Origin of the sequence: Paramesorhizobium deserti, assembly GCF_001558695.1 — a bacterium.
GTDB classification, from domain to species: Bacteria; Pseudomonadota; Alphaproteobacteria; order Rhizobiales; family Rhizobiaceae; genus Paramesorhizobium; species Paramesorhizobium deserti.
The window spans coordinates 310,782-334,769 of the sequence record NZ_LNTU01000037.1; the positions used below are offsets into that span (position 1 = coordinate 310,782).

General features: G+C 58.2%; 26 protein-coding genes and 2 pseudogenes. 16 read left to right on the forward strand and 12 right to left on the reverse strand.

Going from position 1 to position 23,988, the window contains the following annotated elements; translation table 11 throughout:
• The first annotated feature begins 22 nt into the window (after positions 1-22).
• The 6 genes and pseudogenes from ATN84_RS20200 to ATN84_RS27035 all read left to right on the forward strand — a co-directional run.
• The gene (locus ATN84_RS20200; protein WP_068884055.1) at positions 23-1,006 is read left to right on the forward strand and encodes an ABC transporter permease subunit; all 984 of its coding nucleotides are present in this window, start codon (positions 23-25) and stop codon (positions 1,004-1,006) included.
• Between the two features lie 97 nt (positions 1,007-1,103).
• Positions 1,104-2,042 (forward strand): ABC transporter substrate-binding protein, encoded by a 939-nt coding sequence (locus ATN84_RS20205; protein WP_068884057.1) that lies wholly within the window; start codon positions 1,104-1,106, stop codon positions 2,040-2,042.
• A gap of 80 nt (positions 2,043-2,122) precedes the next feature.
• Positions 2,123-3,019: a sugar phosphate isomerase/epimerase family protein gene (locus ATN84_RS20210; RefSeq protein ID WP_068884058.1), complete on the forward strand. Its 897-nt coding sequence runs from the start codon at positions 2,123-2,125 to the stop codon at positions 3,017-3,019.
• Positions 3,020-3,255: 236 nt separating this feature from the next.
• Positions 3,256-3,509, forward strand: a pseudogene (locus ATN84_RS26345) (CopG family ribbon-helix-helix protein).
• 112 nt (positions 3,510-3,621) lie between these two features.
• Complete coding sequence (locus ATN84_RS27565) at positions 3,622-3,789, forward strand: type II toxin-antitoxin system RelE/ParE family toxin (protein WP_425287429.1); 168 nt, start codon at positions 3,622-3,624, stop codon at positions 3,787-3,789.
• Between the two features lie 3 nt (positions 3,790-3,792).
• Positions 3,793-3,981 (forward strand): annotated as a pseudogene (locus tag ATN84_RS27035) (sugar phosphate isomerase/epimerase); the annotation flags it as partial.
• 67 nt (positions 3,982-4,048) lie between these two features.
• Here ATN84_RS27035 and ATN84_RS20215 read toward each other — a convergent pair.
• The 6 genes from ATN84_RS20215 to ATN84_RS20240 all read right to left on the reverse strand — a co-directional run bounded on the left by ATN84_RS20215 (position 4,049) and on the right by ATN84_RS20240 (position 11,231).
• On the reverse strand, positions 4,049-4,930 hold the full coding sequence (locus ATN84_RS20215) for an alpha/beta fold hydrolase (RefSeq protein ID WP_425287436.1): 882 nt from the start codon (positions 4,928-4,930) through the stop codon (positions 4,049-4,051).
• 94 nt (positions 4,931-5,024) lie between these two features.
• A complete protein-coding gene (locus ATN84_RS20220; protein WP_068884060.1) occupies positions 5,025-7,028 on the reverse strand; it encodes an aldo/keto reductase in 2,004 nt (667 codons plus the stop codon).
• Positions 7,029-7,071: 43 nt separating this feature from the next.
• Positions 7,072-8,157 (reverse strand): ABC transporter ATP-binding protein, encoded by a 1,086-nt coding sequence (locus ATN84_RS20225; RefSeq protein ID WP_068884061.1) that lies wholly within the window; start codon positions 8,155-8,157, stop codon positions 7,072-7,074.
• Positions 8,158-8,171: 14 nt separating this feature from the next.
• Positions 8,172-9,008: a carbohydrate ABC transporter permease gene (locus ATN84_RS20230; protein ID WP_068884062.1), complete on the reverse strand. Its 837-nt coding sequence runs from the start codon at positions 9,006-9,008 to the stop codon at positions 8,172-8,174.
• Entirely contained in the window at positions 9,005-9,865 is an 861-nt protein-coding gene (locus ATN84_RS20235; RefSeq protein WP_068884063.1) for a carbohydrate ABC transporter permease, read from the reverse strand. The genes ATN84_RS20230 and ATN84_RS20235 overlap by 4 nt, the downstream gene beginning before the upstream one ends.
• Positions 9,866-9,956: 91 nt before the next feature.
• Positions 9,957-11,231: an ABC transporter substrate-binding protein gene (locus tag ATN84_RS20240; protein ID WP_068884064.1), complete on the reverse strand. Its 1,275-nt coding sequence runs from the start codon at positions 11,229-11,231 to the stop codon at positions 9,957-9,959.
• Between the two features lie 86 nt (positions 11,232-11,317).
• Between ATN84_RS20240 and ATN84_RS20245 the strand changes: the two genes are divergently transcribed.
• Positions 11,318-12,211, forward strand: a complete 894-nt coding sequence (locus tag ATN84_RS20245) for a helix-turn-helix domain-containing protein (protein ID WP_153020316.1) — start codon at positions 11,318-11,320, stop codon at positions 12,209-12,211.
• A gap of 49 nt (positions 12,212-12,260) precedes the next feature.
• Here ATN84_RS20245 and ATN84_RS20250 read toward each other — a convergent pair whose 3' ends face one another.
• The 6 genes from ATN84_RS20250 to ATN84_RS20275 all read right to left on the reverse strand — a co-directional run bounded on the left by ATN84_RS20250 (position 12,261) and on the right by ATN84_RS20275 (position 18,963).
• Positions 12,261-13,649 carry a M20 family metallopeptidase gene (locus tag ATN84_RS20250; protein ID WP_068884067.1) on the reverse strand — a complete coding sequence of 463 codons (1,389 nt, stop codon included), beginning with the start codon at positions 13,647-13,649 and terminating at the stop codon, positions 12,261-12,263.
• A 25-nt stretch (positions 13,650-13,674) separates the two neighbouring features.
• Positions 13,675-14,634 carry an ABC transporter ATP-binding protein gene (locus ATN84_RS20255; RefSeq protein ID WP_068884068.1) on the reverse strand — a complete coding sequence of 320 codons (960 nt, stop codon included), beginning with the start codon at positions 14,632-14,634 and terminating at the stop codon, positions 13,675-13,677.
• Positions 14,631-15,599, reverse strand: a complete 969-nt coding sequence (locus ATN84_RS20260; RefSeq protein WP_068884069.1) for an ABC transporter ATP-binding protein — start codon at positions 15,597-15,599, stop codon at positions 14,631-14,633. The genes ATN84_RS20255 and ATN84_RS20260 overlap by 4 nt, the downstream gene beginning before the upstream one ends.
• A gap of 2 nt (positions 15,600-15,601) precedes the next feature.
• A complete protein-coding gene (locus ATN84_RS20265) occupies positions 15,602-16,495 on the reverse strand; it encodes an ABC transporter permease (protein WP_068884070.1) in 894 nt (297 codons plus the stop codon).
• A 1-nt stretch (position 16,496) separates the two neighbouring features.
• Positions 16,497-17,414: an ABC transporter permease gene (locus ATN84_RS20270; RefSeq protein WP_068884071.1), complete on the reverse strand. Its 918-nt coding sequence runs from the start codon at positions 17,412-17,414 to the stop codon at positions 16,497-16,499.
• Between the two features lie 73 nt (positions 17,415-17,487).
• The gene (locus ATN84_RS20275; RefSeq protein WP_244491148.1) at positions 17,488-18,963 is read right to left on the reverse strand and encodes an ABC transporter substrate-binding protein; all 1,476 of its coding nucleotides are present in this window, start codon (positions 18,961-18,963) and stop codon (positions 17,488-17,490) included.
• On the opposite strand from ATN84_RS20275, the gene ATN84_RS27570 reads away from it, so the two are divergent.
• From ATN84_RS27570 to ATN84_RS20310, 9 genes are all read left to right on the forward strand, one after another.
• Positions 18,953-19,138 (forward strand): hypothetical protein, encoded by a 186-nt coding sequence (locus ATN84_RS27570; RefSeq protein WP_201026419.1) that lies wholly within the window; start codon positions 18,953-18,955, stop codon positions 19,136-19,138. The genes ATN84_RS20275 and ATN84_RS27570 overlap by 11 nt on opposite strands.
• Positions 19,139-19,187: 49 nt before the next feature.
• Positions 19,188-20,090, forward strand: coding sequence for a LysR family transcriptional regulator (locus ATN84_RS20280; RefSeq protein WP_082766403.1), 903 nt, complete (start codon positions 19,188-19,190; stop codon positions 20,088-20,090).
• A 27-nt stretch (positions 20,091-20,117) separates the two neighbouring features.
• Positions 20,118-20,477 carry a zinc-binding metallopeptidase family protein gene (locus ATN84_RS28170; RefSeq protein WP_425287430.1) on the forward strand — a complete coding sequence of 120 codons (360 nt, stop codon included), beginning with the start codon at positions 20,118-20,120 and terminating at the stop codon, positions 20,475-20,477.
• Positions 20,478-20,491: 14 nt separating this feature from the next.
• Entirely contained in the window at positions 20,492-21,274 is a 783-nt protein-coding gene (locus ATN84_RS20285) for a M20/M25/M40 family metallo-hydrolase (RefSeq protein WP_425287431.1), read from the forward strand.
• Between the two features lie 463 nt (positions 21,275-21,737).
• On the forward strand, positions 21,738-22,061 hold the full coding sequence (locus ATN84_RS26355) for an ArsR/SmtB family transcription factor (protein WP_082766419.1): 324 nt from the start codon (positions 21,738-21,740) through the stop codon (positions 22,059-22,061).
• Entirely contained in the window at positions 22,058-22,468 is a 411-nt protein-coding gene (locus tag ATN84_RS20295; protein WP_068884079.1) for an SRPBCC family protein, read from the forward strand. Before ATN84_RS26355 ends, ATN84_RS20295 begins: the two co-directional genes overlap by 4 nt.
• 54 nt (positions 22,469-22,522) lie before the next feature.
• The gene (locus ATN84_RS20300) at positions 22,523-22,738 is read left to right on the forward strand and encodes a hypothetical protein (protein WP_068884081.1); all 216 of its coding nucleotides are present in this window, start codon (positions 22,523-22,525) and stop codon (positions 22,736-22,738) included.
• A gap of 5 nt (positions 22,739-22,743) precedes the next feature.
• Positions 22,744-23,211, forward strand: coding sequence for a DUF1801 domain-containing protein (locus ATN84_RS20305; protein WP_082766404.1), 468 nt, complete (start codon positions 22,744-22,746; stop codon positions 23,209-23,211).
• A gap of 101 nt (positions 23,212-23,312) precedes the next feature.
• Positions 23,313-23,756, forward strand: a complete 444-nt coding sequence (locus ATN84_RS20310) for a DUF1801 domain-containing protein (protein ID WP_068884082.1) — start codon at positions 23,313-23,315, stop codon at positions 23,754-23,756.
• The last annotated feature ends 232 nt before the right edge of the window (positions 23,757-23,988 follow it).

Below are 23,988 nucleotides of genomic sequence, written 5' to 3' on the forward strand. Positions count from 1 at the left end.
ATAAGAGCGATGGAACCGCGCGATGACCGCAGTTGAGACAGAACAGACGAGACAGGAAAAGCTGAAGCTCAGGGCAACCCTGACGGCGCTTGGCATGTTGCCGGTTCTCGTGGTCCTGGCGATCGGCTTCGAGCTTCTAAGCGGCCGCTTCATGACCATCAACAATCTGTCGATCGTCATGCAGCAGGCCTCGATCAACATTGTGCTGGCGGCAGGCATGACATTCGTCATCCTCACTGGCGGTATTGACCTCTCGGTCGGCTCCATCCTTGCCGCGTCGGCGATGATCGCCGTCATTATCTCGCTGGTACCGGATTACGGCATGCTGGGCATTCCCGCCGCCATCGCAGTCGGCCTCGCCTTCGGCATCGCCAATGGCAGCCTCATCGCTTTCCTGAAACTGCCGCCATTCATCGTCACCTTGGGATCGCTTACGGCGGTGCGCGGCGTCGCCCGCCTCCTCGGCGGCGATACGACGGTCTTCAATCCGGATCTACCTTTCGAATTCATCGGCAACGGCACGCTCTTCGGCGTGCCCTGGCTGGCCATCATCGCATTGGCTACCGTGGCGATGTCCTGGTTCATCCTGCGCCGCACGGTGCTGGGCACCTGGATCTACGCCGTCGGCGGCAATGCCGAGGCCGCGCGACTGACCGGCATCAAGGTGCCACTGGTGCTTCTATTCGTCTATGGCATGTCCGGACTTCTGTCGGGTCTGGGCGGCGTCATGTCCGCCGCCCGTCTTTATGCCGCCAACGGCCTGCAACTCGGGCAGGCTTATGAACTGGACGCCATCGCGGCAGTCATCCTCGGCGGCACCAGCTTCGTCGGCGGCGTCGGTTCGATCTGGGGCACCCTGATCGGAGCGCTGATCATCGCGGTCCTGTCGAACGGCCTCATTCTCGTCGGTGTCTCGGACATCTGGCAGTACATCATCAAGGGATTGGTCATCATCGCGGCGGTCGCTCTCGACCGTTACAGGCTCAAGGGATTGAGCAGGACGTGATGGTTGGCCGCACGAACCGGAAACTTGCCGGGAAAGCATGACGCGAGGAAGCGTCATTCAACATGGCGTGAGGAGCGCCAATCATGAGGAGGAAGAAATGTCGAAATTCACCAGATTGCTGATGGGAACGGCTCTCGCCGCCGTCATGGCAATGCCAGCCGCTGCCAAGGACCTCGAAAAGATCGGCATTTCGGTCGGTCTCCTTGGCAATCCGTTCTTCGTCGCCACGATCAAGGGTATCGAGGACCGCGCCAAGGAGATCAATCCCAACGTACAGGTCACGTCGGTTTCCGCCGATTACGATCTCAACAAGCAGGTGTCGCAGATCGACAGCTTCATCGCTGCAGGCGTCGACATCATCATGCTCAACGCCGTCGATGCGAGCGCGATCGCGCCTGCGGTGAAGAAGGCGCAGAATGCCGGTATAGTCGTTGCCGCTTTCGACGTTTCTGCCCCCGGTGCGGATGTCACCGTCATGACCAACAACGTCAAAGCGGGCGCGGAAGCCTGCCAGTACATCGTGGACAAGCTCGACGGCAAGGGCGATGTCATCATCATCAACGGTCCGCAATCATCGTCGATCATTGATCGCGTCAAGGGCTGCAAGGACGTCTTCAGCAAGCATCCCGATATAAAGATTCTCTCCGACGACCAGAATGGTCAGGCTTCTCGCGAGGGCGGGCTTGCCGTGATGCAGGGGCTGTTGACCCGCTTTGACAAGATCGACGCCGTCTTTGCGATCAATGACCCGACCGCCATCGGCGCCGAACTTGCCGCCAAGCAGCTCAACCGCAGCGAATTCTTCATCACGGCGGTTGACGGCGCACCGGATATCGAAAAGGCGCTGGCAAGCGGCAATTCGATGATCAAGGCTTCAGCTTCGCAAGACCCTTACGTGATGGCGGGCAAGGCCTTGCAGATGGGTGTCGCGGTGCTGAACGGCGAAAAGCCGGCCGAGCCCACCGTTCTTCTGGATCCGCAGCTTATCACGGCCGATAATGTGGCCGATTACAAGGGCTGGACCGCCGCCCGCTAGCTATCGGGAAAGCCCGCTCCTGCCAACGCTGGAGCGGGCTTTGTTGCAGCGCCAATCCTCAAAGCATGAAATGGTGATCTATGTCGAAACTCGGGGTCCATTCCTTCGTCTGGAGCGCCGGCTCCTCACAAGCCGAGCTTGAAGCCGCGCTGCAGAATACGCACAAGCTCGGCTATAACCTGATCGAGTTTTCCTATCTCAATCCCGCCGAGGTGGATGTGAAATGGCTTGCCCGCCGGATAGGCGAACTCGGTCTAGATGTGGCGATCAGCATGGGGTTGCCGCCGGAAGGCGATATTTCCAGCAGCAATCCGGAGATTGTCAAACGCGGCCAGGCCATCCTTGATGCCGCCGTTGCGCTGACCCGTGATCTCGGCGGCATGAAGCTCGGCGGGATATTGAGTTCCGCCCACGGCAAGCAGGAAGAGCCACTCACCCGGCGAGCATGGGATACCAGCGTCAGCGCGCTTTCAAAGGTCGCCGACCGCGCCAGGGCGGCTGGCGTGACGCTCAATCTGGAGATCGTCAACCGCTTCGAAAGCAACATGCTCAACACGGCGGCACAGGGGCTCGCCTATATCAGGGACACCGGCGCGTCGAACGTCTTCCTGCACCTCGACACCTTCCATATGAACATCGAGGAGGCCGATGCCGGTCTCGCCATCCGCCACGCGGCGGACAAGATCGGCTATGTCCATATCGGCGAGAGCCACCGGGGGTATCTCGGCACGGGCAGCATCGATTTTCCGGCGATCTTCGATGCGCTCGTGGCGATCGGCTGGGATGATTATGTGACGTTCGAATCCTTCTCCTCCGCCATTGTTGACGAGGACCTTTCGCTGAAGACTGCGATCTGGCGCGATCTGTGGACGGATAATGTCGAGCTTGCCAGGCACGCTCACCAATTTATCACCCTTGGCCTCGACACCGCGCGCCGTAAGGCGGAACTCGTGCAGCAGGCGCACCTGCCGGCCTGAACCGCTTCGGTTTTCCAGCCGATAGGCTCGCTTCGTGTGCTGCGAGTAAGGCCTCCAACACCTGGGCGTCACGGGTGCTGGCAAGCGATATCGAATCGGCATGCGCCGCCGAATCCTGCACTGCAACGCATTAGTACATTGACGACCTGCGCGGCCGCTGGTGGTAGAAAGAAGCTATATTATCACTAGGTATTACTAAGTGATAAGAGACTCAGCTATGGCGACAATCCCTTAAGATCGATGATGCCTTGAAAAGCCGTGTCCAGCAGCTCGCAAGCCAGCGCCGGCGTTCAGCGCATTGGATCATGCTCGAAGCGATCCAGCAATATGTGGAGCGCGAGGAAGCGCGCGAGAACTTCAAGCAGGAAGCCTTGGCGTCCTGGGCAGCCTATCAGGAAACTGGCCGGCATTTCACCGGCCAGGAAGTTCGCGCCTGGTTGAACAGTTGGGTACCGATGACGAAGAGGCGGTGCCGGAGTGCCACGAGTAATCGTCACGGAAGGCGCCGCCGAAGGATTGGAGCGTTGCCGCCGGTTTCTTGCCGCCAAAGCCTCTGAAGCGGCAAAGCGAGCCGGTTAGCTATAGAGCGGCAATTCCTGCTTTTGGAAAAGACCCCAGACATAGGCCGGCCGTTTCCAGAATTGCCGGAACTGCGCGAATTGGTGATCGCGTTCGGAGATTTTGGCTATGTCGCGCTATATCGTCATGAACCGGATGACGACGCAGTGTATGTTCTAGCCTTCCGACACCAGAAAGAGGCGGGGTATTGAATGGACGCCTTGGTGGGAATCGGCTGGTATGATTATGTGACGTTCGAATCCTTCTCCTTCGCCATTGTTGACGAGGACCTTTCGCTGAAGACGGCGATCTGGCGCGATCTGTGGACGGATAATGTCGAGCTTGCCAGGCACGCTCACCAATTTATCACCCTTGGCCTCGACACCGCGCGCCGTAAGGCGGAACCAGCGACAATTGCGGGCGTGGTACCTACCTTCTTTGCCGGTGCCCGCCGATGTCTCGCCGGCCCGACTACAGCCTTTGGGAGTGAACGCGCTGCAGGAAATTCTCCATGAGATCTGCCATCTCTTGCAGACAGGTCTCCAGGAGCCAATGGCCCCCGTCGAGCAAATGCAGCTCGGCATCGGGCAGATCGCGAAGATAGGCTTTCGCGGACTCCTCCGGCATATAACCGTCCTGCGGCCCCCATAGGATCAGCGTCGGCGGCCGATGCTCCCGCAGGTAGGCCTGGTAGCGCGGGAACCATTCGAGATTGTCCTTGAGGTCGTAGATGATGCGCACCGCATTTTCGCGCCGCTGCTCCGTCATCAACGGCCAGTGCAGTTCCCACATGTCGGGCGGGATGCGCTCGGCAAGATCAGAGCGAACATCGTTCAGGAACTCATCTCTAAAATGATCCGGGGAGACGAACTCGCGCAATTTGGCAAGCCCGTCCTCTCGCTCCATATTCCAGATTTCCCTGAGACCAGCATATTTCGGCCCAAGCACATCTTCATAGATATCGCCATTTTGTATGATCAGCGCGGCGATCTTATCCGGCCGGCGCATTGCAAGCCGCAGCCCGATCCATGAGCCAAAATCATGGAGATAGAGCGCGAATCGCGGGGCACGCACCGCATCGGTGAACTTCTCCAGGAAGTCTGAATAACCGTCGAAATCGTGCTGGAACTCGGGCGGTTCACGGGTATATCCGCTACCGGGGAAATCCGGCGCAAGCAGCCGCCATTGATCCGCAAGGGCTGGCATGAGGTTCCGGAACTCGTAGGATGAGCATGGATAACCATGGGGGAGAAGCACTGCGGGAGCACCCGCAGGGCCTGCTTCCCTATAGAAGGTATCGACGCCAGCCACATTCACCCGCTTATGGCGGACCCGCCGGTCAGAAACCTGCAACGCCATGACTGAACCTCCTTTTGCTCGCCGTGCTACCTCCAAACTTCGACTTCGTGTTTATCGTTCCCGATCAAAGCGCTTCCTATCCAGAGCATCAGGTCTCTAGCCACCTGACCTGCTCGGGCGTGAGTTCGATATCAAGCGCAGACAGGCTGTCTTCCAGTTCAGCTATCGTGCGCGGCCCGATCAACGGAAGAACAGGAAACGGCTGTGCAACGACATAGGCAAGAGCGATGTGGATCGGATGGCGGCCGAGTTTTCTTGCAAGCTCGATTGCTCTGTCACGGCGCTCGAAATTGCGATCGGAGTACCACACGCGCACGATTTCTTCGTCATCGCGTTTGTCACGTCCGGCCCTATCCGTGAAGAACCCGCGTCCTTGGCTCGACCAGGCGAAGTTCGGAATCTGACGGGATTTCAGCCATTCCTTCCATTCATCGCTTGATGCCGACACACACCCGGCCCAGATCGGGTCGAGCATCTCGGCCAGCGAGAAATTATTCGAAAGGGCGGCCGGCGCCAGCTTTCCCGTTTTCCGGGCATAGGCCACCGCTTCGTCCATCCGTTCATGCGTCCAGTTGGAACCGCCGAAAATGCCGCGAATGCGTCCGCGTTTTACTTCCGCATCCATCGCATCGACGAATTCACTGACCGGAACATCCGGATTGTCACGATGCATGAAATAGATGTCGATATAATCGGTCTTCAGCCGATCGAGTGATTGGTCCAGCTGCTTGCCGATCACTTCGGGATAACAGAGCGGCGAATGCGCCCCCTTGCCGATCAGCACGATATCATCACGTGGCACGTTTCGGCTCTGATGCCAGTCCCCGAAGATCGCCTCTGTCTTGCCAGCACCATAAACATAAGCGGTGTCGAAGAGATTGCCGCCTGCTTCGTAAAAGGCGTCCAGGGTGAGTGATGCCGATGCGAAGTTCGGAAAGAACTCGAAGCCCAGGGCGATCGCCGAAACAGGTTTGGTCAAGCCGGGTATCACTCGCTTCGGTACCGTCTTGCCGGGACGGACAACCGCTCCAGCTAGGTTCAAACTGCGTTTCGCTGCGGTTTCAATCTCGTATTCGAGGCCAATGGCGGCACGCCACTTGTCCATAACCCTGAGATTGCCGACGGAATCCGCCCAGCTCATCCCCGGCGTTTCGAACTCCATTCTGCCGTTTCGAATTGCCTCGCCCGCCGCATCGACTTCGAAGGCGTAGAGCCAGCCGCTCTCATGGACCTCCAGCGTCTCATGTTCCTCACCCCCGAAGATCTCGATCTCGCCGGTGCCACCCTTGTGGCCGGAAGCGAACCAGAAATCCTTGACCTCGATCCTGCCCTCAGAGCCAATGATGCGAAGAACATTATCCTGCTGCGCCATGATCGAGCAGGAGACCTCGGCAACAATCCCGTTCGGAAATTTCAATACCGCCGAAGCCCATTCGTCGACGCCCGAACGGCCGAGATGCGCGACGCCGAAAACCTTTTCCGGCTCGAGGAATGCTTTGTTCTGCGAAGCGCCCGCGATCAGCCGCGCCATCGAGACAGGGTATCCGCCGACGTCAAGAATACCGCCGCCCGCGGTTTCATTGGCGAAAAGGCGGTGATCGGGGCGGAATTTGCCCATGTTGAACCCGAAACTGGAGCGGATGATGCGGATATCACCAATCCTGCCGTCCTTTATCAGGTCCACGATCTTCTTCGTCTGCGGATGAAGGCGATACATATAGGCTTCGCCCGCAAAGACGCCTGCCTTCTTCGCCTCGTGATAGATCGCGTCTGCATCATAGGCTGACAGTGCAATGGGCTTTTCGACAAGCACATGTTTTCCGGCGCGCACTGCCTTGATTGCCCATTCGGCGTGGCCGGTATGCGGCGTCGCGATATAGATCGCGTCAACCTCGCAATCGCTCAACAGCCTGTCGTAGCCGTTTACGATACGCGAGCCGGGAAACGCTTCGGACAGTCCGGGTTTGTCGGGATTGCGTGTGGCAATCGCCACGAGGGCGCCGGTTCTTGAATGGGCAATACCATCGGCGAACGTACGGGCGATGGTCCCCGGGCCGATAATGCCCCAGCGGATCGGCTGCGCGGATATCATGAAAAACCTCTTTTTTTGATCGGGTGACTTGAAGAGAAACTGTTCAGCGAAGACGGTTGCCCTGGCTGTCGAAAAGGAACGTTCGTCGTGCGGAAAGCGCGACAGTGAGCTGGTCACGATTGGCGACGGTGCGCGATTCAGGCCGTTCTATGATCAGCTGTTCACCGCCCGCCGTGCTGGCATGGACATAACTTGTATTGCCCAGATGCTCGGCCACATCGACGTGCACGGTTAGATCGGCGTCACCGGATCCGGCAGTCAGAAAATGCTCCGGGCGAACACCGAGCGTCACCGCAGTACCCTCAGCAATCGGCGTCTTCACCGGCAGCGAAAGACGGACCGCGGGCTCACAGTCGAGCGAGACTGACACGCCCGTGGCATCGGAGCTGGTCACCTTGGTCTCAAGGAAATTCATCTTCGGCGAACCGACAAAGCCAGCAACGAAACGATTGGCAGGATCGTCATAAAGATCGAGCGGAGCGCCGACCTGCTCGATCTTCCCTGCCCGCAGCACAACGATCTTGTCGGCCAGTGTCATGGCCTCCGTCTGGTCATGGGTGACATAGACCATCGTGGTGCCGAGCTGTTTATGAAGCCGCGAGATCTCGACTCGCATCTGGACACGCAATTCCGCATCGAGATTTGATAATGGCTCGTCGAACAGGAAGACCTGAGGCTCGCGCACTATGGCACGACCGATCGCTACACGCTGCCTCTGGCCTCCCGAAAGCTGCTTCGGCCGCCTTTGCATCAACTCGTTGATCTGGAGGATTTCCGCAGCCCGCCTGACGCGCCTTTCGGTATCCACCCTCGGGTTTCCGTTCATCCTGAGACCGAAGGACAGGTTTTCCCCGACTGTCATATGCGGATAAAGCGCATAGGACTGGAACACCATGGCAATGCCGCGGTCGGACGGCTCGGCGTCGTTGACGACCTTGCCACCAATCCTGATCTCCCCTTCCACAATATCCTCAAGTCCGGCGATCATTCGAAGAAGTGTGGATTTGCCGCAGCCGGATGGGCCGACGAAAACGACGAACTCACCATCCGCTATTTCAAGATTAGCACCGTGTATGACCTCCAGCATGCCGTAACGTTTGGTGACATTTTTGAGCGAAAGTCCCGCCATGCGGCCTCTCCGGATTACTTGACTGCGCCGGCGGTGATGCCGGCGATGAAATGGCGCTGTAACAGCACGAAGATGACAAGGATCGGCGCGGTAAGCAGAACCGCTCCCGCCATGATGCCGCCCCAGGAAACCTTGGTGAGGCCGATCAGCGTGCCGAGCGCGACCGGCGCGGTCATCATTCCCGGCCGCGAATTGATGAGCAGCGGCCAGAGATAATTGTTCCAGGACGCCAGAAAGAGAATGATCGCCAGGGCAGCCATCGTCGGTCGTGCCAGGGGCAATGCGACACGCAGAAATATCTGCCATTCCTTCACACCCTCGACTCGCGCCGCATCGAAGAGCTCACCCGGCATCATCGAGAAGGATTGCCGCATGAAAAGCACGCCCAGCGAGTTGAAGAGCGGCGGCACGATGAGTGCGATCCAGGTGTTCGCCAGCTTGAACTCGCGCGCCACCATGATGAACTGCGGAATGACAACCACGGCGAAAGGCAGTGTGATCGTGCCGAGAATGATGGCGATTACGAACGGCTTTCCCGCAAAGCGATAGCGCGCGAGCGCCCAGCCTGCCATGGAGGTCAGAAACACCGAGAGGATCGTATAGATCACGGCGACGGCAATCGAGATGAACATCGCGCGTAGGAAATCCGTATCAGCCTGCAGGTTTTTGAAGTTCTCGATGAAGTTGGTGGAGGGGATCAGCACGATATCCGGGCTGAAGATGCCGTAATCCGGCATGGTGGAGAAAACGAACATCACCCACAAGGGAAACAGCCAGATGATCGCAAGCGGCGTCAAAACGGCGTGAAGCGTGATTTTCTGCCAGAGAAGCGTTTTGGATTTGGATCTCATTTCGGCTCCCTCGCGACCCAGAGGTTGAGGAGTGAAATGGCGATGGCAAGCGCGGCTATGGTGTATGCGATCGCCGAAGCGTAGCCGAAATTCAGCGAAGTGAACCCTTGCCGGTAAAGGAGAAGGCCGAGCGTTTCGGTGCCGCCGCCGGGACCGCCGCGATTGGTGATGAGGAACGGTTCGGTAAAGAGCTGCATGGTGCCGATCACCGAAAGAACGGCGCAGAAAAGAATGATGGGTTTGAGAAGCGGCAGCGTGATGTGGAGAAATTGCTGGCGCTTGCTCACCCGATCGAGCGTTGCCGCCTCATAGACGTCACCCGGTATCGACTGCAGCCCGGCCAGAATGATGATGGCGTTATAACCCGCCCAGCGCCAGGTCACGGCGATGATGATGAGGATCATCGCCGCCGTTGCATTGTCAAACCATGAGACGGGCGCAAAACCGATGGAGGTAATCAGCTTGTTGATAATGCCGAAATCGGCACTGAACATAAGGCGGAAGACGGCGGCATAAGCCACCTCGCCAACAACGACGGGGGCAAAAAAGGCGAACCGATAGAGCGGCCTCGCTTTGAGAAGCGGGGAATTCAGCAGAACGGCCATGACAGTGGCGAGTGCGATCATCACCGGCACCTGAATGACCAGGATGATGAGCGTATTGTAGAGCGCGTTGTAAAACGCCGGATCGGCGACAAGCCGCCCCCAATTGAGCGAAGGCTGGAAACGCCACGGGTTGACGCGGGTATTCTGGAAAGACAGCAGGAACGAGCTGATGATCGGCCAGACCCAGAATGTGGCGAAGATCAGAAGATAGGGGGCAAGGAACGCATAGGCGACCCTGTTCCTCGACGGCATGACGACCTCCCGATGGCAACGGTTGTTGAGAAGGCATGGACGCCCGGTCGCGGATTTGAATAACCGCAGCGGGGCGTCCGGCTTATGCCCCTCACTCTGCCAATGGCAGTCCGGTGGCCGTCTCTATCTGTTTTGCCGCGTCGTCCAGCGCCGCCTTGGCATCGGGATAGCCGCCTGCGAAATATTTCGTCTGGGTAGCCATGTATATGGCGTCGGCATCGGACTGGAAGGGCGTGCCACGGCTGGGCACGATCTTCGGCAGGGTAGCCAGAATATCCGACCAGATGGTCTGCCCGCCCCAATATGGCTGCGGTTCCTTGACGAAAGGATCGTCGATCGCCGACAGCAAAGACGGTACTAGCCCGAAAGACTTCAGCATGGTGACCTGCCCTTCATTGGTGGTCAGGGCATAATCGATGAACTTCCAGGCGGCCTCCTTGTTTTCGGAAACGGAACTGATGGCAAGCGAGGAGCCACCCAGATTGGCGGCATGCGGGCCGTCTTCCGTCAGGCTGGGCATAGGGTAGACGCCCCACTTGCCGGAGAGATCGGGAGATCCCGAGCGAATGGTGCCTTCGTACCAGGCGCCGTACATCTGGCTTGCGGCCTTGCCTGCGGTGTTCGCCTGGATTTTTTCATCCCAGATCGCTGCGGTTATGATGCCCGCATCCTTCATCTCCTTGATCTTTTCAAGGGTCGCGACGCAGGCTGGCTGGTTTATGGTGATGCTCTGACCATCAGTCGAAAAGTAACCACACCCCTGCTCGTTAGCGATCATGCGAAACCATTCGCTGTCGCCGTTAAAGTCCGCCTGCGCCATCACCGTACCGGGATTGGCCGCCATGACCTTCTTGCCTGCGGCGATAAAATCGTCCCAGTTCTTGATGGTTGCCGGATCGACACCGGCCTTTTCATAAAAATCGCGCCGATAGAATACGGCGACGGGGCCGGAATCCCACGGAGCCGCATAGGCAATGCCGTCCATTTCCAGCTCAGTCCGCTTGAAATCGGGAAAAAGCGCCTGTTTTTCAGAAGTGTAGCCCAACGCCGTGAGGTCGGTGAAACAATCGGGAAATCGGCTCCAGAACAGCTCGGCTTCGAAATTCTCGACCGTGACGATATCCGGCAGACCGTCGCCACCGGCTGCGCAAGCCGCAAGCGTCTTGTCGAATACCTGGTCGTTCCCAAGGTCGTGCACTGTGACCTTGATATCCGGATATTTCTTGTTGAAACCTTCAAGTGTCGATTTCAGCGCGGAAGCCGCAACGTTCCAGCTCCAGATCGTGACGGTATCGGACTGCGCCGATGCCGGCGTAACCGCCAAAAGAGCAAGCGATACCGAGGCGCTCAGAAATTTAAAGCACATTGAAAACCTCCCTTTTTCAATTGCCGTTCTTCAGCGAACATGGGCAGATTACCTACGCGGTGAAATCTGTCTCGTAAAAAGGGAACATGGATTTGGCGAAAAGTAAGATTGCCGAAGGAGCAATATACCAGCCTGGAGCGAGCAGCATCGAAGGCTTGCCGACAACCCTGCAGCTTTTCCACACCCACCCGCCGATCATGCCAAGGCCGCACTGGCACGCCCAGGTGGAAGTCAATTACGTGATTGCGGGCTCCGTTCATTACCGGATGGGCGATCACGACCTTCGGCTGAACGCTGGACAGATGTGCCTCTTCTGGGGCGGACAGCCGCATCAGATGGATGAATCCTCCGATGACTCGCTCTATGCCGGTGCACATCTACCGCTGGTCTATTTTTTCCGAATGCGTCTTCCGACTGCCGTATCGAACATGCTGATGAGCGGCGCGACCATGCTGACCTCGCAGACTGACAACGCGGACGACGAGAATTTCGTACGCTGGTTTCGATATGCAACATCCGGCGACACTTTAAAGGCGCAAAATGCCGTGGAGGAGTTGCTCTTGCGTGTCGAACGCATGTTTCTCGAACCCTATTCGATCGTGTCTTCGGCCACCGAAGGAAAACGAATGGAAGACGACGAAGTGACGGCACCGTCAATCGGCGTCGTGCGTATGTGCGACTATATCGCCGCGAATTTTCTTGAGGACATCGATGCGGCCGATATTGCCCGCGCCGCCAACCTTCATCCCAAATATGCCATGAACCTGTTTCGCAAATCGACCGGCATGACGCTGATCAAATATCTGACCCTGTTGCGGCTTTCCCGTGCGCAGGCGATGCTGATGAACTGCACGGTGAATATCCTTCAAGTGGCGATGGAAAGCGGCTTCGGCTCCGTCAGCGCCTTCAACAAGGCATTCCGACAGGTCGCGGGCATGTCACCGTCGGATTTCCGTCGCGACGTTCGTGTAACAAATTGATGTGTGACATATGGCCGGTTCCCGATTGGACCACTTAAGTCCTTGCCGATCACCGTTCCGGGATATCCACCTCTCCCAGATCCCAGTAAAGGCCCGCCATGATGGCCAGCCCTTCGCGGGCGATGTCGACCGGCAGATGTTCATCCGGCGCGTGCTGCGAGCAACCCGGATAGGAATGCGGAACCCAGATCGTGCGCATGTCGAGAATATCGGAGAAGGTATCGTTTGGAAGGGAGCCGCCGAGATTGGGCAGAAGCGCGGGCTTCTTGCCGGTCGTTCGGGCGATCGAGGCGATCGCCCACTTCACCCACGGATCTTCCGGATCAAGCCTGGTCGCATGGAAAATCTCTTCGCGCGAAGGGGCGATCTGCACCATGGATAGCCCCTGTCTGTCGAGATGGCGGCGAACCGCGGGAAGCACTGCGTGCGGATCGACACCAACAACGAAGCGCAGTTGCAACCGCGCCCAGGCGCGCGGCGGAATGGCGTTCACCGGTGTCCTGGGAGTGCCGGTCTCGTAGGCAAGCACCTCCAGCGAACACCAGCCAAAAACACGCTCCGCGGTGGTAAGACCGGGTTCTCCCCACCAGGCGTCGATCTTCGGACCATCCGGCCCACCGTCGATCTCGCAGTCGGCAAGCGCGTCACGCACGGATTGCGGGATTTCCGAAGGCACCAGTTCAGGCACGCGGATCTGTCCCGTAGGCCCGACGAGACTGGCGATGGCATGGGCAAGCTGAACGCCAGGATTGGACAGTGCCCCACCCCAATTGCCGGAATGGTGGCCGCCTTCGCGCGCATCGATCCAAAGGTCGAAGGTAACCCCGCCACGCGAGCCCAGAAACACGGTCGGACGCTCGGCATTGAGCCGCGGTCCATCGGATGCGATGAGGAGATCGGCAGCAAGCCTCGCCTTGTATTTCGCGCAGATTTCGCGCAGACCGGGCGATCCCCGCTCCTCCCCCATCTCGATCAGATATTTCGCGTTGAAGCCAAGCTTGCCACGCGTTTCCAGGACAGCCTTCAAACCGCCGATATTGATGGAATGCTGACCCTTGTTGTCGGCGGTTCCGCGACCATACCATCTGTTGTCAATCCCGGTCATGGCCCATGGCGACAGGTTCGCCTGCCAGCCATCGTCGAGGCCGCGGATGACATCGCCATGGCCATACCCCAGAACCGTGGGTAGCGCCTCACCTTCGATGCGTTCGGCCAGGAGGAACGGCAGGTCGACACCGTCATAGCGGACAATCTCTGTCGAGAAGCCGAGGTCTTCCAACGCCGGTTGCATCTCGTCATCGAGATAGGCCTGAAGCACATCGGCACGATCCGGATTCTGGCTTTCGGTCGGCATGGCGACCCGGCGCGCCAGATCTTCCCGGAAAGCGCCCGTATCGAAATAATTGGTTGCACGGGCGATGGCGGCTTCACGGCTCATGGAAGACATTTCCTTATGCTTGGTATCAAAATGACGGATCGACGAGATGGCAGGCCGCGCGACCTTTTCCAGTGTCGAGAAGCTTGGGAGCAACGCTCCTGCATGCTTCGAAAGCCAAAGGACATCGCGGATGGAAAGCGCAGCCGGACGGCGGGTTCAGCGGATCGGGAAAAGCGAGACCGAGCCCTGTTTCCGGAACGCCCAATCCTGGTTCCGGCGTCAGGATGGAATCCAACAAGGCCCGCGTATAGGGATGACGCGGGTTGGCGAACAGCGTTTGTGTTTCCGCAAGCTCCACGACACGGCCGAGATACATGACCGCTACCCGGGTAGCGATATGCTCGACGACGCCAAGATTATGGCTGATGAAGACATAGGTAAGGCCCAGTTCATTGCGCAGATCGAGCAGGAGATTGAGGATCTGCGACTGAACCGAGACATCGAGCGCCGAGGTCGGTTCATCGCAGACGATGACGTCGGGCTTCATGACGAGCGCGCGGGCGATAGCGACGCGCTGGCGCTGACCGCCTGAAAGCTCCCCCGGATATCGATCCGCGAAACGAGCCGGCAACCCGACAAGATCCATGATCTCCAGCGCTTTTCGACGGCGACCGGCGGGAGAGCCGATCTTGTGAACTTCAAGGGGAAAAGCAACGATCGAAGCAATGGTGCGGCGCGGATTAAGCGACGAATAAGGATCTTGAAAAACCGGCTGCACCTGCCGCGCCAGGTCGCGGCGCTTCAACAGGTGAAGGTCCTCGCCGCCGAAGCGGATGGTACCGGTGGACGGCGGCAGCAGACCCAGAAGAATTCTCGCCAATGTCGACTTGCCACAGCCGGACTCGCCCACGATACCGAGGACTTCACCTTTTTCCAATGCCAGATCGACACCGTTAACGGCATGCAGCGTGCGCTTCCTGCGGAACATCCCTGCATTGACATTGAACGAGCGGGTAACGCCTTCAGCTTGCATCAGAGCAGTCATGCGTCCTCCAGAATGCAGCGCCATGAATGATTTTGAACCTGTCTGGCAGGTGCGGCTGCACTGCATCTCATCTCAGCGTGGGAACAGCGGTCACGGAACGTACAGCCTTTGATTTCGCCTACGAGCGATGGCACGACGCCGGGAATGATGCCAAGCTTCTCCCCAGGCCTGGTCTTGCCGGGCAGCGGAATGCAGTCGATCAGGCCCCGCGTATAGGGATGGCGCGGATCACGGAAGATATCCGCTGCTCCTCCCTGTTCGATAATTTCGCCCGCATACATCACCGCTACCTGATCGGCGATGCGCGCCACGACGCCGAGATCATGCGTGATGAGGATGAGAGCAATACCGAGCTCCTCGCGCAGTTCCGCCAACAATCGCAGGATCTGTGCCTGGATGGTGACATCTAGCGCCGTGGTTGGTTCGTCGGCGATGACCAGCTCCGGTCCACACATCAACGCCATGGCTATCATGACACGCTGTCTTAGACCGCCGGACAGTTGATGGGGGTATTGACCAAGCCGATCGCCGGCCGCCGCGATACCGACCTTGTTGAGGAGAAAAACCGCCCGTTCCCGTGCTTCGGCAACGCTTGCATGCTTGTGACGGCGATAGCCTTCCATCAATTGATCGCCGATCGTATAGGCCGGGTTCAGCGCGGTCATCGGCTCCTGAAAAATCATCGCCATCCGATTGCCACGCAGCGTGTTCAATTGGCCTGCGGTTTTCCGGGTCAAATCTTCGCCGGCGAAGAGCAGTTGTCGCGCGCTCCGCTTTGCCGCGGGGGGAAGGAGATCCATGATGGCGAGCGATGTCATCGACTTGCCGCAACCAGACTCGCCGACGATGCAGAGCGTTTCACCCCGCTTGACGGAAAACGAAATATCGCGAACGGCGTGAAGCGTTCCCGCACCGGTCTTGATATCGACCGACAGACCCTCGACCTGAAGCAAGGCACCACTCATGTTCAGCGTCCTTCCGGCGCGAAGATATCGCGCAAACCGTCGCCCGCCAGGTTGATGGCAAGCACCAGAAGAGCGAGCATGGTACCCGGGATGGCGATCAGCCAGAACGAGAAAAACATGTAGTTCTTGGCCTCCGAGATCATCAGCCCCCAGGATGGCAGAGGTGGCTGGACTCCAAGCCCGAGAAAGGAAAGGGACGCCTCCAGAAGAATGGCGCTCGCGGCCTCGAGCGTCGCCACGACTATGAGCTGCGGCAGCACATTGGGCAGGATTTCGCCGAGTATGATCCTCGGCGTGGATGCGCCGACGGCCTCGGCCGCGGCAACATAGTCGAGCGCCCTCGCCTGCTGGGTCGCGCTGCGCATGACGACCGCGAAGCGGTCCCATTTCAGGAAACCAAGGACGAGAACGATCACCGGCAGGGACCCGCCGACCATGGCAACGACCGCGAGGGCGACCAGCATCACTGGCATGGCCAGCCGGGTGGTGACGAGAAACGTCACGAGAAGATCGGCCTTGCCGCCGAAATACCCCGCCAGGAGACCAAGCGTCGTACCGATGATACCGGAGATCACCATCACTGAGAGACCGATCAGCAATGAGATGCGGGCGCCATAGAGGAGGCGTGAGAAGTAATCGCGGCCCAGATTGTCGGTACCCAGAATATGTTCCAGCGAACCTTTGGCGTACCAGAAGGGCGGTACCGTGCGGTGCGCCAGATCCTGTGCATAGGGATCATGCGTTGCGAGCAGCGGTGCGAAGAGCGCGACGAGCATGATCAGAAGTAGTAGCCCACTGCCCAGAACAAGACTTTTCTGACCGAACAGGCGCTTGCGCATACGCGCGCCTGCCGTCGGTTCCATCGCCAGGTCGAGGGATAATGAGGTGTCGGTCATATCACGATACCCTCAAGCGCGGGTTGAGCCAGGCATTGGCAATATCGCCCAATAGCGTCAGCAACACGTAGAGCACCGACAGAAGCATCACGACGGCCTGAATGACGGGAAAATCCTTGTGGGTAATGCTTTGGTACGCAAGGAAGCCGAGCCCATCGAGCGCGAAGACGGTCTCGATGACCACTGATCCCCCGAGGAGATAACCGAGTTGCACGGCGGAAAGCGCCACGACGGGCATCACGGCATTGCGCAGGGCATGCTTGAAGATGACGACGCGGGCGGGAAGGCCCTTGGCGCGAGCCGTTCGGATATAGTCCGAGGAGAGCACTTCGATCATGCCGGCGCGGACAAGGCGCATGAAGGCGGGCGTGACATAATAACCGAGCGCGATCATCGGCATCACGTAGTGCGACCACGTCGAGCTGCCCGAGACCGGCAACCAGCGTAACATGATCGAGAACAGCATCACCAGGATCAGGGCGAAGAAGAAATTCGGCAATGCCTGCCCCACCACGGCGAGCGACAGCGCAAGGCGATCGATCCAGCTATTGGCGAAAACCGCGGCGAGCACGCCGAGCGGTATGGAGACGGCAAGCGCAAAACCAAGGGACATGATGCCGAGCAAGAGCGTCACAGGCATTTTAGCCCAAACCAGTGACAGGACATCGGTCTTAAAGAAGATGGATTGGCCGAAATCGCCCCGGAGCGTCTCAATAAGCCAGGCGGCATATTGAACGATCGGCGGCCGGTCGAGGCCGTGCAGTCGGCGCGCAGCCTCAATATCGACATCGCGCGCGCCCTCGCCGGCGATCGCGATGGCGACGTCTCCGGACATGCGCAGCAGGAAGAAGGCGATCGCCGAGACCGCCAGCGCTACCAGGAAGGCAAGACCAAGCCGCTTTAGAATGAAGACAGTCATGCTCTGCTCTCTTTCAAAATGTCCGGGGACGTCTCCCCTCCGGAAGAGGGGAAACGAATGCGATCAGGCAGACCTATTTCCAGGTCATTTCCCAAAAGCGCGGCATCTCGTCCGGATAGGCTTTGAAGTTCAGATCGGCGGTCGCGACGTAGTAGACCGGCAGGGAATAGAGCGGCACGGCATAGGCGCGCTCGGCGATAAGCTTCAGCGCATCGCGATAGGCTGCCTTGCGATCTTCCGGAGAAATGGTCGTATCGCCCTTCTTCAGGAAATCACGGACCTCCGGGTCGCGCGTGATGTCGTCTTTTTCGAACCCGAAATAGACCGGCGTCGCAGCGGACACATCATTGACCGAAAATGAACCCCAGGTCTGATGCGTCAGCATCACCTTGTTGGAGCGGATCAGATCACGCATCGCGGCATATTGCAGGAATTGCAGATTGGCGTTGATGCCGACAGCCTTGAGATAGCCGATGATCGCCTCTGTCTGGTTGCGCTCGCGATAGGCGACCAGATCGAGATCGAGCCCATTTGCAAAACCCGCCTCCGCGAGCAGGGCCTTGGCCTTTTCGGGATCGTATTTGTAGACCGGTGCCCCCTCGTCGGTGCAACCGAACTGCGCGGGAAAGCAGATCGTGTTGAGAACGCGGGAGCCTGCGCCGACGATCTCCTTGACCATGGTTTCGCGATCGATGGCGTGGATGATTGCCTTGCGGACGCGCTCGTCCCTAAGCGCTTCCGACGGCGTCCCATCCTGCGAGTTCATCTGCATGAAGGCGATGCGCATGGTCTCGCCGGAGACCACCTGCAGGTTCGTCATCGCCTCAAGCTGCTCGGCCTGATCCTTCGGAACATGCATGATGAAATCGACGCCATCCGACAGAACTTCCGCCATTTGCGTCTGCCGATCCGGGATGAAGCGGATCACGATCTTTTCGATCGGCCCCTGCTTTTTCGGAGAATCGGCAAAATAATCCGGATTTTTCTCAAGCGTTATGGATTTTCCGACATCATATTCCGTCACACGGAACGGCCCGGTGCCGACCGGCTTGGCGTTCATGCCCGCCGGGCCGACCTCTTTATAATATTCATCAGGGTGCATGACGACCGGCCCGGAGAGATATTCGATAGCCGCGGGGAACACCTCCTTGGAGATCAGGCGGAACTTGTACTTGTCGATCTTTTCCGCCTTCTCGATCCAGGAGACGTTCTGCTGCGTCGTTACCGCATTTTCCGGATCGGCAACGAAATTCAGCGTATAGACGGCATCCTCTGCATCGAACTCCTCGCCATTGTGGAATTTGATCCCCTGCCGTAGTTCAAACTCGATCGTACGGTCGTCGATCCGCCGCCATGATTGAGCAAGCTGGCCCTTGTACTCGCCGGTATCCGGATCACGGTAGACCAGTGTGTCCCAGACATGTTGGCCAATGATGACGCCGATGCGGACATTGTTGAAATATGGATCGACGCTTTCCGGCGCCTGATCATACGCGAAGCGGATATCATTATCGGCTTTGCCCGCAAGGGCGACGCCGGTGCCGAACATTGCAAGTGCAATGCATCCGATAGCCGCAACTTTCCCAGGATTGAATTTTCCCATTGCCATTGTTCCCTTTGTTGGTGCGAAGAGCCGCCCAAGCTGCACATTTTTGTGCATGTTATATCTGTCGCTGATTATTGAGGCGGGCATTGCCATGCTGCAATATCAATGTTTAGAATGATCCATTGCCAATTCAGCAATGCAACAGACTGATCGAGCCCCTTGCCCCTATGTTGCCCAACGCATTGAGATATTTTCTGGAGGTAGCGCGCACCGGATCGATCAACGGTGCGTCACAACGGCTGCACGTAGCGGGATCAGCCATTAGCCGGCAGATTGCCGCGCTGGAAATGCAATTCGAAACGCCGCTGTTCGAGCGCAAACCTCGCGGCATGGTGCTGACGCCGGCGGGCGAGAAACTTGCCGACTATACCCGTCGCGCACTTCTCGATGCCGAAGATGTGGCAATCGAAATTAAGGGAGAAGCAGAACAGCCGAGAGGAACGATACGTCTGGCCATCAGCGAAGGCCTTGCCAATAGCTTCATGTCGGAAATGATATTCCTCTATCGCCAGAAATATCCGGAAATACGCTTCGATGTTCATGTGGTGACCCCGCCCAACATCGCGGTGATGGTACGCGAAGGCGAAGTCGATATCGGCATCGCCTTCGCCATCGGCGCGGTGACCCCTGTCCACGCGGTGCGGCGCGTTCGCGTGGCGACCGTTGCGTTGATGCATCCATCGCATCCCCTGACCGCGTATGACCGGCTGGCGATGCGCGATCTCGCGCCTTATCCCGTCGCGCTTTCGGCACCGGATACAACTCTGCGCAAGGTGGTCGATCTGCGCTGCGCCGCCGAAGGGGTTTCTCTCCGCGTTGCGATGGTTTCCAGTCACAGTGCCGGCCTGATGCATTTTGCGCGGCTTGGTGGCGGCATCGCTTTCGCTTCGCCCATATCGGCGCGGACGTGGATCAGCGATGGATTGCTGGTCGCACGTCCCTTCAAGGAAGATAACGCTTTCGACAGGAGCCTGGAAATCCAGACCATGGCGGCTCGCAGGCTGCCGCCTCTTGTCAATGATTTTTCCCATTTCCTCGCCGAACAAATCGGCGAACGGACGAAGATTTAAACCCGAAATGAAGGGCGGCAATCTATCATGCAGGAACAGAGCACGGCGATCTCCACCTGGCTTGCGGAACAGCAGGGATCGATGGTCAAACTCCTTTCGGAACTGGTGAACATCGACTCCGGCTCCTATGACAAGGCGGGAGTGGATGCGGTCGGCGCGAGGCTGGCGGGTTTCCTCGCAAAGCAGGGACTTGCCGTGACGACCACGCCAAACGCGCATTTTGGCGACATCCTGCGCGCAGCGACGGAAAGTGCGAGGGATGATCGCGGCCGGCATAACATTCTCCTGATGGGCCACCGCGATACGGTCTTTTCAAAAGGCGAAGCCTCGCGGCGACCTTTCACCGTCGAGGCAGGGCGCGCCTATGCCCAGGCATTGCGGACATGAAGGCCGGTCTCGTCATGAACGCATTCATAATGGCGGCATTCAACCGCTTCGCACCAATGGTGCCACTGGTTGCGTTGATGACAGGCGATGAGGAAATCGGATCTGGCACCTCGCGCCCTTTCATCGAGAAAGAGGCGAAGCAGGCGATCGCCGTTTTCAATTCGGAACCGGGCCGGGCGTCCGGCAATGTCGTCACCGGCCGCAAGGGCGGTTTCACCTATCGGTTCGACATAACAGGCAAGGCGGCACACTCCGGCGTCAATTTTACCGAAGGCGCCAGCGCCATCAGCGAGCTCGCTCACAAGGTCATCGCGCTGCACGGACTTACACGCGTGGATGACGGTATTACGCTCAATGTCGGGCTCGTCAAGGGCGGCCAATCGGTCAATACCACCGCGCCCGACGCGAGCGGCGAAGTTGACGTCCGCTTCGTGACCAATGAGCAGCGTGACGCATTGATCGAGAGCATCGAAGCAATCCTGGGCAGCACGACCACGCCCGGCACCTCGATCAAGGCCGAGCGCAAAAGCGGATTCCTTCCCTTGGTGCCGACCGCAGAAAGTGACGCGTTGACAGAACAATATCTTTCATCCGCACGAGAAATCGGATTGCTGATATCAGGCGAATTCACCGGCGGTTGCGCCGATTCGGGATTTACCGCAAGCGTCGGCGCACCGACGATATGCGGCGTCGGCCCGGTGGGTGGCAAAGCACACACATCAGAGGAATATATAGAGGTGCCGTCGCTTTCCGAACGGGCCCGCGTCATTGCGGCGACAATTCCCAAATTGCTCTGATCGCTTGGTCACTTCCGAAATCGAATTGCGGCGGCTGATCCGTGGACGATGACCTTCGATCATTCCATCACAAATCTCAAGACATTGCACAGGCAGGAGGTGACCACTGGCGCATGGTCGTCGGCTTCTCCGATATCGAATTTCACGGAAGCTCTGTCGTTGAAAGCGGCTCGGCAACCGCTTCCCTCGTACGTCGAGCATTCGAGAAGATAGGGATCGACCGTCGGCACATTGTAGCTGATACCGCCTGCAGGCGCAGACCATCCCAATATTGGAGATAATTGGTGTTCGGTCCGAAGCCGCCAAACGCCAAACGCCAATATGGTCTGTCGCCTCGTCAGGTCTGCCGCTGATCGTAGATTCGCGTCGCTCCTGGCTATTCAGCAACGCTGCTCCACGTTCCTACTTGACACATATATATCTCGGCGGTTATTAGTCCAATCAATAACTGTCGAGTTATATGATGTCACAGCCCCACGATATTCTTTTCAGTACGCTCGCTGATCCGACGCGACGGGCCATTTTCGAACGGCTTTGTCGTGATGGAGATCAGACCGTCGGGGCTTTGACAGCCCAGGCGGGGGTCTCACAACCCGCCGTTTCAAAACATTTGGCGGTCCTGAAACGGGCCGGGCTGGTGCGCGACCGCCACGAAGGTCGTCAGACGCATTACAGTGCCCAACTCAACGCGCTTGCCCCACTGGTCGACTGGACGAACCAGATGGCCGGATTCTGGCAAAGCCGGTTCGATGATCTCGAAGATCTGCTTAGAAGGATGGACCAATGACAGATACCGCAGCCGAAAGGCTCTCCGTCGTCGTCGAACGTGAGATGCCTCATCCACCGGAGAAGATCTGGCGTGCGCTCACACAACCCCACCTGATCGAGGCGTGGCTCATGAAGAACGACTTCAAGCCAGTCGTGGAGCATCGTTTCAATCTCAGCGCGGACTGGGGTTCCGTTAACTGTCAAGTCCAAACGGCTGAGCCGAACAAGACGCTGTCCTATACGTGGGACACCAAGGATCTCCGAAGTGTCGTCACGTGGACGCTCACCCCTACGAGCACCGGGACACGCCTGCGCATGGAGCAGTCAGGCTTCAGGCAGGATCAACAACCTTACTATCAAGGCGCCAAGGTCGGCTGGCCAAGGTTCTTTGAGGCCCTTGAGCAGGTGTTGGCGCGGCCGGATTGAAGCGCGCGGCCCGGTCAAAGAACTGCAGAGCTTGGGAAACTTCAGGGTAATCCAATGAATTGGAACAAATGGTTACGGCAAATTCACCGCTGGCTGTCGATTATTTTTACGATGACGGTCATCGCCAACTTCGTTGCGATGGGACTGGGGGAACCTCCCGCCTGGGTGGTTTACTCGCCGCTGCCCCCTCTCTTTCTGCTGCTGTTCACCGGCCTATATATGTTCGTGCTGCCATATGCCACTGAGTGGCGCATCAGCAAGGAGGCATGAGCATAATGGCTGCCAACACGCCCAGAAAACCGGCGAAGGACGAAAAGAAAGCCGGCCAGTCGGCTCCGACAAAGCCGGTTCTCCTTTCCGGCGGCAACCCCCAGATCGCCAAGGGTGACGGGGACGCGCCCGTGCAGGCCTATATCGCGGCGATGCCCAGCTGGAAAAGCGAGGCCGGGCGCCGCCTCGACGCGCTTATCGTGCGCACCGTCCCCGACGTGCAGAAGGCCGTCAAATGGAACTCACCCTTCTATGGCATCGAAGGCCAGGGCTGGTTCCTCAGCTTTCATTGCTTCGCGAAATACATCAAGGTCGCTTTCTTCCGCGGCGCATCGCTTAATCCTGTCCCGCCCGTGGACTCCAAGGACAAGAACACGCGCTATTTCCATATCTACGAGAACGAGCAAATCGACGAAGAACAGGTGGCGAATTGGATCAGACAGGCAGCCGCCCTGCCGGGCTGGATCCCGTAGCGCCGGTAAAAAAAAGCTTCACAAACAAGCTGCTTTCCGTCTGACTGGCCAAACTAGGCTGAATCGACATTCAGCCTTGAGCACTGGAAAGTGAGAGCATCATGGAAAAAAGCGGCGTGCACGAAGAAAAATCCCCGTCCCAATTGATCGATGAGAAGATAGGCAAGCTGAACGACTGGCGGGGCGAGATGCTTTTCCGGCTCCGCGCCTTGATTAGACAAGCCGACCCCGAAGTGATCGAGGAAGTGAAATGGCGAAAGCCGTCGAACCCGTTGGGGGTTGCGGTGTGGGAGCATGCCGGTATCATCTGCACCGGCGAGACATATAAGGACAAGGTGAAGCTGACCTTCGCCAAGGGGGCCGCGTTGGAGGACCCTTCAAGCCTCTTCAATTCCAGTCTCGACGGCAATGTGCGGCGCGCCATCGATTTCCATGAGGGCGACAAGGTCGATAAAGACGCCCTAATGACGCTCATTCATGCCGCCGTGGCACTGAACATGTCGACACGAGCGACCACACGCCCTGTCTTGAAACCCGCGAAATAGCCTGTTCTTCGAGAACAGGCTCGAAGGCGATCGCACGCGGATCGCCTTGGCTTTTTGCCGCGGGTACTCTTTTCGGCATCCATCGCGTTTGTCGCGCGGGTGACGATAAGCGGCCGTTCGGCCCAGGGTTCGGGGACGCCAATGATGACGGCCCCGGGCTGGTGTGGAAGATATTGAGAAAAATATGATTTTTAGACAATCTAAATTTAGAATGTTACGTTGAAAGGAGAAT